The sequence below is a fragment of the Novipirellula sp. genome (genome assembly GCF_041583735.1).
Taxonomy (GTDB): domain Bacteria; phylum Planctomycetota; class Planctomycetia; order Pirellulales; family Pirellulaceae; genus Novipirellula.
This window is the reverse complement of the sequence record NZ_JBFHFD010000178.1, coordinates 1-14,090: the sequence shown is the minus strand read 5'-3', so window position 1 is coordinate 14,090 and position 14,090 is coordinate 1. Positions and strand designations below refer to the sequence as shown.

10 protein-coding genes and 1 pseudogene are annotated in these 14,090 nt (G+C 56.4%); 5 read left to right on the top strand and 6 right to left on the bottom strand.

The genetic code is table 11. From position 1 onward, the window contains the following. Positions 1-318: 318 nt before the first annotated feature. Positions 319-1,617: a Gfo/Idh/MocA family protein gene (locus tag ABX962_RS15010; protein WP_372720761.1), complete on the bottom strand. Its 1,299-nt coding sequence runs from the start codon at positions 1,615-1,617 to the stop codon at positions 319-321. A gap of 220 nt (positions 1,618-1,837) precedes the next feature. Here ABX962_RS15010 and ABX962_RS15005 point away from each other — a divergent pair, with 220 nt between their 5' ends. Both ABX962_RS15005 and ABX962_RS15000 read left to right on the top strand, forming a co-directional pair. Further along, positions 1,838-3,073, top strand: a complete 1,236-nt coding sequence (locus tag ABX962_RS15005) for a cofactor-independent phosphoglycerate mutase (protein WP_372720760.1) — start codon at positions 1,838-1,840, stop codon at positions 3,071-3,073. 81 nt (positions 3,074-3,154) lie between these two features. Further along, positions 3,155-4,954, top strand: a complete 1,800-nt coding sequence (locus ABX962_RS15000) for an aspartate kinase (RefSeq protein WP_372720758.1) — start codon at positions 3,155-3,157, stop codon at positions 4,952-4,954. Between the two features lie 128 nt (positions 4,955-5,082). Here ABX962_RS15000 and ABX962_RS14995 read toward each other — a convergent pair whose 3' ends face one another. Then, positions 5,083-5,928, bottom strand: a complete 846-nt coding sequence (locus ABX962_RS14995; RefSeq protein ID WP_372720756.1) for a hypothetical protein — start codon at positions 5,926-5,928, stop codon at positions 5,083-5,085. Between the two features lie 617 nt (positions 5,929-6,545). Between ABX962_RS14995 and ABX962_RS14990 the strand changes: the two genes are divergently transcribed. Next, a complete protein-coding gene (locus ABX962_RS14990) occupies positions 6,546-7,436 on the top strand; it encodes a hypothetical protein (RefSeq protein ID WP_372720754.1) in 891 nt (296 codons plus the stop codon). A gap of 154 nt (positions 7,437-7,590) precedes the next feature. Here ABX962_RS14990 and ABX962_RS14985 read toward each other — a convergent pair whose 3' ends face one another. After that, complete coding sequence (locus tag ABX962_RS14985; protein WP_372720752.1) at positions 7,591-8,427, bottom strand: class I SAM-dependent methyltransferase; 837 nt, start codon at positions 8,425-8,427, stop codon at positions 7,591-7,593. Between the two features lie 319 nt (positions 8,428-8,746). Here ABX962_RS14985 and ABX962_RS14980 point away from each other — a divergent pair, with 319 nt between their 5' ends. Next, a complete protein-coding gene (locus ABX962_RS14980; RefSeq protein ID WP_372720750.1) occupies positions 8,747-10,090 on the top strand; it encodes an anti-sigma factor in 1,344 nt (447 codons plus the stop codon). A gap of 109 nt (positions 10,091-10,199) precedes the next feature. On the opposite strand, the gene ABX962_RS14975 is transcribed toward ABX962_RS14980, so the two are convergent. Then, positions 10,200-10,940, bottom strand: a complete 741-nt coding sequence (locus ABX962_RS14975) for a glycosyltransferase family 25 protein (RefSeq protein WP_372720748.1) — start codon at positions 10,938-10,940, stop codon at positions 10,200-10,202. A gap of 159 nt (positions 10,941-11,099) precedes the next feature. Beyond that, the gene (locus ABX962_RS14970) at positions 11,100-11,597 is read right to left on the bottom strand and encodes a two-component system response regulator (RefSeq protein WP_372720746.1); all 498 of its coding nucleotides are present in this window, start codon (positions 11,595-11,597) and stop codon (positions 11,100-11,102) included. Between the two features lie 199 nt (positions 11,598-11,796). Here ABX962_RS14970 and lysS point away from each other — a divergent pair, with 199 nt between their 5' ends. Then, complete coding sequence (lysS, locus tag ABX962_RS14965; RefSeq protein ID WP_372720744.1) at positions 11,797-13,386, top strand: lysine--tRNA ligase; 1,590 nt, start codon at positions 11,797-11,799, stop codon at positions 13,384-13,386. Positions 13,387-13,690: 304 nt separating this feature from the next. Here lysS and ABX962_RS14960 read toward each other — a convergent pair. Then, positions 13,691-14,090 (bottom strand): annotated as a pseudogene (locus ABX962_RS14960) (peptide synthase); the annotation flags it as partial.

Here is a 14,090-nt window from a genome sequence, read left to right as displayed (position 1 = left end):
GTGGGAGAGTGGGAGAGTGGGAGAGTGGGAGAGTGGGAGAGTGGGAGAGTGGGAGAGTGGGAGAGTGGGAGAGTGGCTGGCTTGGAAAAATCATAACCCGACGCGTCGGCGAGGGAATCTCGATCTTGACCCGGTCCCTCGCTGACGCGTCGGGTTGTGATTTGCCGGGAAAAACGACAATTTCGCAACTTCAGAACCGACGCGTCGGGTTGGGATGATGATCGCTCAGCGTCGTGCCTGGTTCGTTACAGCCCAGGGCGGACGCTGCGTTTTGCATTTTAATTCGGTTGAAAGGCTGGAAGCCTATCCCACATTGGGCTAGTCGATTTCCCAGCCTTTGCGGTAGGCGGTTTGGATCAACGATTGAGCCTTGGTGTTGTTGCCGGTGGACAACGTTTTGGCGTTCCAGTCGAATCCACCGGTGCGGTAGGCGACGTTGCCGAGCAAGACGGTCTCGGCCATCGGGCCAGAGTAGTCAAAGTTGCATGTTGCCACATCGCCACCCTTGCACGCGGCAATCCACTCTTTGTGGAAACCGGGCGAGTCGGGCACGGATTTTTCAGGCCGTTTGAAGTCCGCATACTTTTCCTCGGGCAACAACTCGTGTTTGTCAAATCCGGATAACAACATTCCGTCTTCGCCGATGAACAGCGTGTTGTGGCCTTTGCCCGAGAGCCCACGCTCAGCCAGGATTGCGGGAGTGCCGTGATACCAATGCAGATCCAGCGGACTGTTTTGATTGGTTTGGTCAAAGCGATAGGTAACGTGCATCGATTTGGGCGTTCGCTCGGCATCCACCTCCGGACCGCTTGCGTCGACATGACTCGGGTAGCGCAGTCCCAGCGACCAATAGGGGATATCCAAGATGTGGCAACCCCAGTTGCCGGTTTCGCCGGTTCCGTAGTCCCACCAAAAACGCCATCCGTACGGACAAAACGACGGGTGATAGGGACGTTTTTCTGCGGGGCCAACCCACAGTTCATAGTCCAATCCGGCGGGAATCGGCGGTGTGTCTTTGGGAACCGCTGGCATGCCGCGACTGCCGCCGACCCAGCAGTGCACCTCGTTGACCTTGCCAATCGCTCCGCTTTGAATCAGCTCGACGACGCGGTGCATATTGGGCATCGCGTGACGTTGATTTCCAAGCTGAGTCGCGAGTTTGTTTTCGCGTGCGTAGTCGGTCAGCGTACGGGTTTCCCAAACGTTGTGGGCAAGCGGTTTTTCCAGATACGTGTGTAGCCCCAACTGCATCGAGGCGTACGCAGGATGAAAGTGTGTGTGGTCAGGGGTGCTGATCACGACGCCATCAAGTTGTTTACCCATTTTGTCGAGCATCTTGCGATAGTCGCTGAAACGCTCGGCCGAGGAATATTTTTTGAAGGCACCTTCGGCTCGTTTCTCATCGACATCAACCAACGCGATCAAATTCTGAGAGCTGACGCCACCGACATTGGCGGCACCGCGTCCGCCGACACCGATACAGGCGAGATTCAATTTTTCGTTGGGACTTTCGGCCGCCGAGATCCGGCGTGCCGAGGCACCGTGATAAAAGGCGATCCCGGCGGCAGCTGCGGCCGTGGTTTTGAGGGCATCGCGTCGAGAGATTTGTGATTTCATGGCTGGGCTTGCGGGGAGGAGAGGGAAGGTCGACGGGGTGGAATCGTGGGGCAGGATCTCGCAATCGGGATCCACGTGATTGCGGGAGCCCCAAGTTTACAAGTGGCCTAGTTTAACAGAATGATCCAGTAAACGCCCCCTTTCGCGGATTCCGGGACTAATGGAAACTGCCCCATTCTCGTTCTTTTTACTGAAAATCCGCCTGGGCGGAGGATTCGCCATGAAATATGTAATTATTATTCCCGACGGCTGTGCGGATGAACCGATCGAATCGCTCGGCGGCCGTACCCCGCTGCAAGCTGCCAATTTGCCCGCGATGGATCGGCTCGCCGCCGAGGGTTCGCTAGGATTGGCCAACAACACGCCGGACCATTTGCCGGCGGGCAGCGAAGTCGCGAACCTCTGTTTGCTCGGCTACGACCCCGACGTCTACTTCACTGGCCGCGCACCGCTAGAAGCTGCCGCTCAAGGAATCACGCTCGGCGAACATGATTGGGCGGTCCGCTGTAATTTGGTCACGATCGAAGACCAAACCATGGTCGACTTTACCGCCGACCATATTTCCAACGAAGAAGGTGCCGAGTTGCTGCGATCGGCCCAGGCCGAATTGTTGGCCAAAGCCGCCGCCGAGGGCGACCCCATTGCATCGCGATTGGAATTTGTGCCAGGCGTCAGCTACCGAAATTTACTGATTTATCGAGGTGATGCGTCCACGCCGGCTCCGTTTTCGAGCGACACGCGTTCACGAGCTCCGCATGATTTGACCGATTTGTCGGTGGCGGATGAATTCCCTCGCGGTCCCGGTAGCGATCTGCTGGTTCGCTTGATGAGCGAATCCGCCGAACTGTTTGCGTCGCATCCCGTCAATCAGAAACGGATCGCCGCGGGCAAGCGGCCCGCGACGAACGTCTGGTTGTGGGGACTTGGGGGGGCACCCAAGCTGCCTAGTTTCCAAGAGCGATATGGGCTGAGCGGCGTGATGATCACCGCGGTCGATTTGCTGCGAGGCATCGCCGCACTGGTTGGTTGGCCACGAATCGAAGTGGCGGGGGCCACGGGCTATCTCGACACCGACTACGCCGCCAAAGGGCGTGCCGCCGTCGAAGCGCTCGAAAAATACGATGTCGTTTGCGTACACATCGAAGCTCCCGACGAAGCGTCGCACGAAGGACGTGCCGACGAGAAAATCAAAGCACTCGAAAGCATCGACCAATCGATTGTTGCCCCGCTTTACGAAGCGCTGAAAAAACAGGGCGAGTACCGTATTTTGGTGACTCCTGACCACCCGACGTTTTGCAGCACCAAGAAGCATACGCACGGAATGGTGCCGCTGTTGATTTCGGGAACCGGCGTCCAGCCGGATTCGCAATCGACTTACGACGAGATCGCAGCCGGGGCGAGCGGTCGTCGCTTCGATCATGGCTGGGATTTAATGGACGCCTTCATCAAGTCATAGCGGGCAAGTGCCGACAATTCCCCTGCCTCGTTCGTTTTTTACAATTACTTAATTTCCCCTCTTAACTTCACGTTTCTTCCCATGTCACTGATCGTTCAAAAGTTTGGCGGTACCAGCGTCGCTGATGTCGAAAAGATCCGCGCGGCGGCACGTAAAGCGATTCGCGCCCAACAGCAAGGCAACCGCGTCGTGATGGTCGTCAGCGCGATGGGTAAGAACACCGACGTGTTGTTGAAGTTGGCCGGTGACGTCAGCTCCCACCCGCCGGCGCGTGAAATGGACATGCTGGTCAGCACCGGCGAACAAGTCAGTGTGGCGCTGGTCGCGATGGCGATCGATGCGCTTGGAGCCAAAGCGGTTAGTTTGACCGGGGGCCAAATCGGAATGAAGACCGACGACAGTTTCAGCAAGGCGCGGATCCAGTCGATTTCGACCGAGCGAATCGAGCGTTTGTTGGACGAAGGAAACATCGTGGTGGCTGCCGGTTTCCAAGGCATCGATGATGATTTGAACATCACCACGCTCGGCCGCGGCGGCAGCGATACGACTGCGGTGGCTTTGGCATCGGTGCTCGGCGCGGACGCTTGCGAAATCTACACCGACGTCGATGGCGTCTACACCACCGACCCACGGTTGTTGCCCGAAGCTCGCCGAGTGGACGTGATCAGCTATGACGAAATGCTCGAATTGGCCAGTCTTGGGGCCGGCGTGATGCACAATCGCAGCATCGAATTCGCCAAGAAGTTCAATGTTCCGATCCACGTTCGCAGCAGTTTTTCGGACGCCGAAGGAACGATGATTGTCGCGGAAACCGAATCGCAAACCGCTTCGGTTTGTGGCGCCGCGATGACCCCCAGCGAAGCTCGCGTGACGGTGCTTGGCGTGCCGGATGTGCCCGGTAAAAGTTTGCAAGTGTTCTCGGCGATCGCGGCTAAAAAGATTGCCGTCGATATGGTTGTGCAAAACGTGGGGCTCGAAGGCCGCGCTGATATCTCGTTTACCGTTCGTCAAGAAGACCTGCAAACCACCCTCAAAACGCTCGAAGGCGTGGTCTCCGACGTCGGCGCGGATGCGGTCACCTACGACGACCAAGTTTCGAAGGTCTCGGTGGTCGGGGTGAACATGGCCAAACAGACCAACGTAGCATCGACGATGTTCCGTGCGTTGGCCGATGCGGGGGTGAACATCCAGATGATCACGACCAGTGAGATCAAAATCTCGACACTTGTTCCACGTTCGCAAGCCGCAGCGGCCCTTCGTGCTGTGCATCAAGCGTTCTCGCTTCATCAGAAACCGGACGACGCGAAATCGTGGCACCAAATCCGATCCGAGCGAGGCAATCGTGCCGATGTCGACTCGCTGATTAGCCGGTTGCAAGCGGATGCTCTCGAGGCGTTGACGTTGACCGGGATTTCACTGACCAAAGAACAGGCCCGTGTGACGCTGCATGGTGTTCCAGACAAACCAGGCATCGCGGCCGACATGTTCGAAACGATTGGCGAAGCGGGGATCTTTGTCGATATGATCGTGCAAGGCTATGACGGCGAAGATGGCTCAACCAGTGTCAGTTTTACTATCAACGACGATGCGATCGATCATAGTATCGCGGTCGGCAAAGAGATCTGCAAAAAGCATGGGATGCGTGATATCCAAAGTGGTACCGACATTTCCAAAATCACCGTCAGCGGCATTGGGCTCCGCAGCCACACGCACGTCGGTACGATCCTGTTCAAACAACTCGCCGATCTTGGAATCAATATCGAGATGATCGGAACGAGTGAATTGCAAGTCAATGCGGTGATTGCAACGGAGAAGGCGGATGCGGCGACAGAGCAGCTGAAGAAGGCGTTCGCGGCGTCGCTGGAATCCGGAGCGGTCTAAGCAGCCGAGGGACAGCCGAAGCGACATCCGTGAGCTTTACAACTCGATCAAATTCATAAAAAAACGGCCTGCGATGAAATTCATCGCAGGCCGTTTTGTTTTAGGAACGATTCGATGTCGTCAACAACTTAGTTGAAGATGCTGAAGACGTGGTGCAGCAATCCGCAGTGCTTGCGAGCAGGTGGGCAGCAGACAGGGGCTGGTTCGCAGCAAGCTGGGGCTGGTTCGCAGCAGCCAACGGATTCGACGATCACTTCGCCACAGCAGCCTGCGGTTTCCTCGTAAACGATCGGAGCAGGCTCGGGCATCGCAGGAGCCACGACGGCTTCGGGGGCAGCGGTAGCTTCGGGAGCCACCGGGGCTGCTTCCTCGACCATCGGTTCTGGAGCTGGAGCGGCTTCGGGAGCGGGGGCAGCAGGCGTTGCGACCGGGGTTGCCGCGGCGGCAGCCGCCGCAGCAGCAGCGGCCGCTTTTTCGGCTTCGATCTTAGCAGCGGCCTTGGCCGCAGCAGCTTCCATCGCAGCCTTCTTCTCGGCAGCAGCCTTCTTCTCGGCGGCAGCCTTTTCAGCAGCAGCTTTCTTTTCCGCGGCAGCCTTCTTCTCAGCAGCCGCTTTCTTTTCTGCAGCCGCTTTCTTTTCTGCAGCCGCTTTCTTTTCTGCTTCGGCCTTCATCGCTGCCTCTTTTTCCGCAGCTGCCTTTGCTTCGGCTGCTTTTTTCTCAGCTGCTTTTGCTTCGGCTGCCTTCTTCTGAGCCGCTTTCTTTTCGGCTGCCGCCTTTTTAGCCGCTGCGTCTACCTTCTTCTTGTCGGCCTTGGGTTTTTCCTGATCCGCTACGGCTTCGGCAGCGGTTTCAGTCGCTTCGACTGCTTTGTCGGCAGTTTTGTCTTGGGCGATACCACGCTGAATCGGAGCCACCAACATGCCAAGGGCAGTTGCGGCGAAGAGCATGGAGTACAAAGTGGTCTTACGTTTCATCGGTTACAGGATCCTTCGTGAAGTAAAAGCTGGATGGTGATGCGGTGCTGGAAACGAATGGGGGTGGAAACATTCAAGGAACGGATTTCGCTCGCCTGAATCTCGTTGGCTCGTCCAGCGATAGCACTGAGAAACAGAGGTTTCCTCTAGCAGAGGGGGTGGGTGCAGAGGTCGTTTCTCGATCGCGAATCGGACCGATTGAGTCGGCAACGACCGCCGCAATTGCTTCCGTTTCGAGCGAGCGAACAACCTGCATCCTAATTGCCACCGCGGAAAAGCCAACCAAATTGAGGAAAGTCTGCCTCATTCAATGCGGAAAAGTTCGGTTTTTGAGGATTATTCGGTTTACGTCGTCGCGTGCGGATTAATTGGCTTATTCGGGGCGATTCCTGCTCGCTGTTGACCGATTTTTATTTGGTGTGACCTACAAAAGCGACTATGATAATACGCGTCTGTTTGGCAAAAACTCGTTCGTGATTGCTGCGAATCCAAATCCTTCTCGGACGGCGGTACGATCCGGTTCGCCTCGATTTGTCAAACAACATGCTGCTTTTCTCGACATAGCCTGTCGACAACACACCCCGGTCTACCCACCTCATTTTCAATGAGGCGAATCGATGAATAGGAACCTAAGCGTGATCAAATCTTCTCATTTTCCGAACGTGCGGACGCTGCCTACCTGTTTGCTGATGTTGTTTGTCGTGGCGACGACATCGTTGCGTGCAGACGATTCGCCAGTCGCCGATGACGCCATCCAGGCGGAAATGTTTGCCGCAATGGATGCCGGACAAATCGACGTCAAATTCATTCCGATCAATGCGACCAAGGCCAACGTGTTGGTCAAGAATTTGACTGACAAACCGATGAACCTCAAATTGCCCGCGGCGTTCGCCGGCGTGCCTGTGCTTGCCCAATTTGGTGGCGGTATGGGCGGTATGGGCGGCGGTGGTATGGGCGGCATGGGCGGCGGCGGCATGGGAGGTGGCGGCATGGGCGGCGGTGGTGGTCAAGGCATGGGCGGCGGCATGGGCGGCGGTGGTATGGGCGGCGGTGGCATGGGCGGTATGGGAGGCGGCGGCATGGGCGGCATGGGCGGTTTCCAACGCATCGCTCCCGAACGTGTCAAAAAGATTTCGGTCGTGACTGTCTGTCTCGAACATGGCAAACCCGACCCGAATCCCAAGATGGCCTACAAAATTATTCCTATCGAACAGTTCACCGACAGCCCCAATGTTCGGCTTGTCTGCGAAGCACTCGGCAACGGCTTGATCACCCAGAACACCGCTCAAGCAGCCGCGTGGCACTTGATGGACAAAATGTCTTGGCCTGAGTTGGCACAGAAAAATCGGGTCGAAAGCAAGTACACCGGCAACCTGCGTTGGTTCTCACCACTGGAACTGAAGACCGCGATGTTGGTGGTGCAAGAGATCGATCGAATCGTGAGCACCAACGACGAATACGCCAAGCAAAGTGATGCTGACGCCTCGCTGGCCGACGACCCGAGCTAAATGTTCGAGTTTCTTGGCTGAATAACGCAACCACGCGAGACGATTTTGTCTCGCGTTTTTTTATGCGCCGACATCACACGGCCTGCCCGGCGGGGACACAGTCCGGCGGGGACACAGCCTACTCGCTCTTCGGGTTAGAGCCCTGAATCAATCACTAATCCGGAATCCAAAGTTTGCTGCCACCGTCATCCGTCGCGGCTTGGCCACCGGATGCTTGACGACGTGCCTTGATGCGAACGTACGGCGCGATGAACTGGGCACGGTGGGCGAACGATCCGGGCGCCGCATCGCGTTTCGCATGAACAGGTTCCACCAGATCTTCGATTGAAAATCCTGCGCGACACATGCCTCCGATGATCTGTTCCCAGCGGTGTAGGAATTCAACGGCTCCGCTTTCGCGTAATCGATTTGCCATTGCCGAAGTGTGTTTGGGGGGCGGGACCGGAGTGTCACGGTAATAAGTGTGCTGGATGGGGTACGATCCATCCGCGGCTGATTCGGGACTCGCTTGAAGCGAAATCGGGTTTTTGTGCTGGCTGACGTAGATGCCACCGGCCCGCAACACGCGTGCAACCTGCTCGAACACGACCCCAATGTTGCGGATGTAGCAGGTGCTGACGGGTTGAGCGACGATGTCAAATTCCGCCGCCTTCAACATCGACAAATCTTCCATCGATGTTTCTAAAATCCGCAGCGAAAGGCTTCGTGCAGCGGCCACTTGGCGATCGAGTTCGAGCATCGCGGGGCTGAGATCGACGACCGTCACCTTTGCTCCCGCCGCAGCATACAGCGAACTTTGTCGTCCTCCGCCCGCCGCCAAGCAAAGCACCCGCAATCCCTTGATCGATTTTCCGAGCCAGCCGAGCGGATCGAGCGTTCCCAGCGGATCAGCCAATTCGCTGTCTTTGGCAGGCTGGCACAGCGGGTTTCTGGCATCTGCCATCGCATCATAAGTCTGGCGATTGGCACGCAGAATCTGGTCGTTGTTCATGCGGGACGTTTTAGAGGAGAATTGGAAGTGGAGGGGGGTGTCGGTCTCTTTCGTGGGGGTTTGAGGACGCATTGGCATCCCATAAGCGACTGAACCCCCCGGAATTAGCGAGAAACCGGGAACGCATTTCCAGGGCAGACGTACTCAGCGAAATTTCTCTAAAAAGACGAATTTAACGTGCTTTACGAACACTGCCAGATTGATTCTGGTAGGTTTCTGTTGCGAAACAGGGAACTTTGCTTGCTCATAGAGCATCGGATCGGATATGGAAAGCCAGGACGGTTTTCAAAGCCTGCAAAGATTTATGGTCTAAAGAACTATGTCTGTACCCAAAGATATCCTCGATTCACTGCTGAGCGCGTACATGGATGACGCGCTAAGTGCTGACGAACGCACGCGTGTCGATCAGATGCTGCGTGATGATGCTAGCGTTGCAAGTGAACTTGAGCAATTAATCCAGTTGCGTGAATCGTTGCGTCAGATTCGTGACGAAGATCGCAATGTGACGTTGCCTGCCAATTTCGCCCAATCGGTGATCGAGGCCACGGTCGCTCGCGGTCGTGCCGAAGGGTTAAGCGACGACCATCCCGTGATGCGATTGTCGGAGCAACCGAGTCCGATGGTGACGCGTGAACGCACCTCGGTTTGGCGGGTGGCCGCGCCGCTGGCGGCAATCGCGGCTTCGCTTGCGATCGCATTTTTCGCGACGCGTCCAGGTGTTGATGGAGATCCCGTCGCCTTGCTCGATCCCGAGGTCGATCAGGTTGCGACGGCGGACGAGTTGAATCCCGCCACCACTGCAGAAATTACATCGAATCCCGACTCGACCCTGACCGAACCCGGCGACACGATGGTGGCAGGTGCCGATGGCAATAATAACCGGGACGTCACAATCGATGCATTGGCGGAGGCGAATGTTCCGTCGGTGATTCCAACGCGAGCAGCTGATGGCGTTAACACCGACGGGGCTACGGTTGGTGAGGCCGCGGTTGAAAAAGTCGTTCAAGATCAAGGGATGAGAATCGCCGCGGTTTCACCCGCAGTCAAAGCGGTCGGTCCCGACGCAGTGATCAATTCAGGCGACCGCAAGCGAGGCGACGGCAAACCGGCGGCTGCCGACGTGGTGGCAATCAAGGCAATGTTGGTGCTCGATGTTCGCCGGACGATGGACGGTCGCAATACTCGCTCGGTCGAAACAGCGATGGAGTTGACGGGGATTGATTCGGCTAGTCGTAAGGCGGTTGACGAGAACGTTGTTCGTTTTGCCAACGAAAACAAGGCGGATGACGAGAGTGCGAGTTCCGCCAGTGTGCTGTATTTGGAAGCACCCGCGAAACAGCTGGATCAATTCATCTTGCGTTTAATCGCGGATGAACAAGGCATCGAATCGGTCAGTATGACGATCGCTAATGATCCTCCCTTGGTGGCAATGATCCAATCGCTTCGCGACGTCGATCCAACGAAGATTAAGCACTCAACATCGTGGCAATTGGATGCGGGATCCGATGGAACTAATGCGTTGGCGAGTCACTTGAGCGATCGCCCGTATGTGCGACTCAATTCGGCGACCGCGAACATGGCGGTTGCAGGCAGCGTCGATGAAAGTGGCTCGGCGTCTGCATCGTCCGACATCATCGGACGCGTGTTAGTCATCGTCCGCTAGTGAACTGGCAGGAGCCAAGCGAGCGGAGGTCGTCAAAACTTTCGCGAATTGCGGAACCGGTCGAAACTCACGCACCAGCGCTGCGACGGCAATCATCGTTGCGGCGGTCCTAAGCACATGCTTTGTTGGACAAGCGGGCGATCTTAGCTCGGTACATCGCCCGATTGAATTCACGCGAGACCTTTTCAAGCGAAAGGCTCCGCTTTTTTCCCACCCCGATGGTGCTGCCACCGAGTTCCGCGGTTAGATCGCGAATTCCCGATGGGTCAAGCGTCAACAAGCGGACGCCCGTGATCCAGTGCATTTGCAACGTGGTGTCCACAGGACGGTCAAACGTCTCGGTTGCACGCAGCAGCCTTTTAGCCGCCAACCGGGTAACCCATTGACCCGACGTTCGCAGTGGCGTGATCGTGGGCAGCAGGATTCGGTGACCTCCGCGTGATGACAACGCGATCACATCGCGGGGAACATTTCGTACGGGAAGCTGGACATAGGAATCTTTGGGAGCGTGGGCGCGAACAAACTCGATGGCACCGCGAAACCGATCGCTGTCGACCAGCACATCGTCTTCGAGAATCAACGCCGCATCTAATCCGCTGTCGATAATTTTTTGCCAAGCGTTTCGGTGGCTCAGAAAGCAGCCGATTTCGCCTCGACGAAGCGCAAAGGGATATCGGGGGTGATGAACGTGGCGGTGGTGACACGCTGCCACCTCAGCGTCGCTCATTTCGCTGCCATCGACCGCAGGCAGAATCTCGGCGTCCATTGGCAATTGACTCAGCAGCGACTTCGCATGCTCAAACCGAGTCGTGGCTCGTTCCAGACTGATGACGAATGCACGTGCCAACATGGTGGTTCTCGCGAAAAGGAAGTTTGTAGGTCACTCTAAAAAATGCCGGGGGGCCAAATGCACACTCGCTGATAGCAGATTGAGCTCGCAGATCGCTAGCCCGGATTATTGGCGAGGTTCGCCGGCGGAGTGATTGTTGCCTACAACGCTGATTATTGCCTACAGCGTGATCCACCCCAGTTGGCTTGGTTTTGTACCGCGTTTGCGATGCGCTGAAATCAGCGATGGCATCCACAGTAGGTGATCGACGACCGCCAGCAGGGCGTTGGGGTCGATCGGCTTGAATAGGCACCGCGTGGGGACCTTCATTGCCTCGGCTTTCTTTTCCAGTCCCGCCCAGCGGCTTTCTGCAATCATTACCACCGAGAGCGTTTCGTAGCCGGGGATTTTCCGCATGCTTTCGATCGACTCGAGCACTGCGGCAGCATCGTCGGCGACGTCCCACAGCACTAAATCCTGATTTCCCATTTTCAATGCTTCGATCGCAGAATCGGCGGTGCGGGCACAGACACAGCCGTAACCACGCGAATGCATCACCCCCGCAGTGGCGATTAACGAAAGCGGGCTAGGGTCCACTACAACAATCGAGGCCTGCTTCTTGGGCTCGTTTTCGGGGGCGTCGTGGCGAAATTCGTGTCCCTGCATCGGTGCACTCATGGGTGGAAAGCTGGTGGATTGTCCTGCCTTAGCAATACCGAGATCCATCGTCGCGAATCAAGATCGCTATCGTGGTTGCGTAAAACCCGATTCGTACCGACAATTCTCGCCAAGACGATGACTGTCGATTCTTTTAAAAAGCAAATATCAGATCCCCTAATATTCCGTCCCTTCCTGTCCTGTCCACTTTGAACCACTGATGAATCAAACACCCGATCCCGCACCGAATGCTTCCGGCGAAGACGCTACCGACCCTCGCGTGGCTCGCCGAAACAAATTGAATCAGCTTGTCGAGCGAGGTATCGATCCGTACGGTAGTCGATTTGACGATCGAAAATTGATTTCCCAGTGCCGTGAACTTGCCGAGGAAGTCAAATTTGTGACCAAGGACGGCAAAACGCTCGATCTGCCCGATTTCGACGCGGGGGATGTCGATTACCGTCAATGGAAAACCGACAACGGACCCGGCGAAGAAGTCGGCCCGAAAGTGCGAGTCGCCGGCCGGATCATGCTGGCTCGGCCCACCGGAAAGCTGATTTTTCTGAATCTGAAAGACTGGACCGGCAACATTCAAATCTTCATCGGCAAGAACCAGGTGGGGGAAGAGGATTTCGACCTCGCCAAACTCTTTGACCTCGGCGACCTTGTGGGCGCCGAAGGACGGCTCGGCCGCACCAACACGGGTGAACTGACCGTGTTCGCCGAAAAATTGTTCTTCTTGACCAAGATGCTCGAACCGGCACCCGAAAAGCATGCCGGTTTGACCAACCCTGATTTACGTCAGCGGATGCGTTACGCCGACCTCGCGTTTAACGATGGCGTGATTGAGACATTTTTAAATCGCACGCGGATCGTCAAGTCGATCCGGCAGACGCTCGACAATGATGGGTTCTGTGAAGTCGAAGGACCGACGCTGCACACGATCCCCGGAGGTGCAGCGGCACGTCCATTCATGACGCATCACAATGCGTTGGATATGAAATTGTACATGCGGATCGCGCTTGAATTGCATTTGAAGCGTTTGATGGTCGGCGGCATGGAACGCGTCTACGAACTCGGGCGAGTGTATCGCAACGAAGGACTCAGCCCGCGTCACAATCCTGAGTTCACGATGTTGGAACTGTACCAAGCGTACGGTGACTACGAATCGATGATGGATTTGACCGAGCAAATTATTGCCGATGCAATCCAAGCCACCGGAGGTGATTTTAAGCGTAAATTCGATGGCAAGATGGTCGACTTTACCCCGCCGTTCCAGCGTGCGACCTATGCCGATCTGTTCCAAAAAGCGACCGGCATCGATCCCACCGATGATGAAGGCGTGATGGCGTACGCCAAGAAGTTAAAGTTGGAGACTGCGAACAAGCACCCCGACGTGATTCGCAACGAGATCTTTGAAGAGAAGGTCGAAGATTCGCTTGAAGGTCCGATCTTTGTGATCGATTATCCGGCCAGCATCTGTCCGCTCACCAAACGCAAACGAGACAACCCCGAGATAGCCGAGCGGTTTGAATTGTTTGTGTTAGGGATGGAAATCGCAAATGCTTACACCGAGCTAAACGATCCTGATTTGCAACAAGAGTTGTTCGAGACTCAATTGCAAGGACAACAGGAAGAGGATTCGATGGCGAAGATGGACCATGATTTTGTCCGTGCACTGCGTTACGCAATGCCGCCCGCTGGCGGACTTGGGATCGGCATCGACCGTTTGGTGATGTTGTTGACCGGGCAACGCTCGATTCGCGACGTGATCCTGTTCCCGGTTCTGCGTCCCGAGACCAACGAATAGCCGATGCGTCGCGGTACTGTCACCTCGCCCAAACGTAGTTTGGGAGAGGTCGAGCAGAGCGTTGAGCGATTGCTCGGGTGAGGGCCGACCGAGCAATCCGAGTCGAACGACACATCAAGCGTGCGCGGTCGGCCCTCACCCGGACGAGGCCTCACGGGCCCGTCCGACCTCTCCCCAGCTTCGCTCGGGCGAGGTGGCTTGCGTAATGTTGCCTTTCCGAAACTTCGCTCGGGCGAGGTGATGTCGTTGCCGCCAGGCCGGAACTTCGCTGTCGCTGCGTTCCGGCCTACCATTGCGAACCCGATCAACGTCTTTCGGCTCGCAATTCCTCGGCCAATCGTTCGCGGAAAATCTTGCTGTTGTGCCGGATGTCGACCGGCAACGGGGTGCGGCGAATAATGATTTCTTCGATCCGGCGTGTGATCGGATTGCGGGCGGCTAATTCGAGCAGCTCCTTTCGCAAGCGGTCCGCGTCCGCGATCGGTTTGCCGTTGTTTTGCCGACAATCGATCGTCTCGATCATCACCACCGGAGTTTGCTCGGGACGTTCGCCACGTGCAACGAGTGCCGAACGATAAACGCGAGGATGCGAATTGAAGATCGATTCGCAGGGGATCGTGAACAGCGTGCGATTGCCCGCTTCGATCCGATGAGTTTTGCGTCCACAGAACCAGAATCGATCTCGCGAGTCCAAGTAACCGACG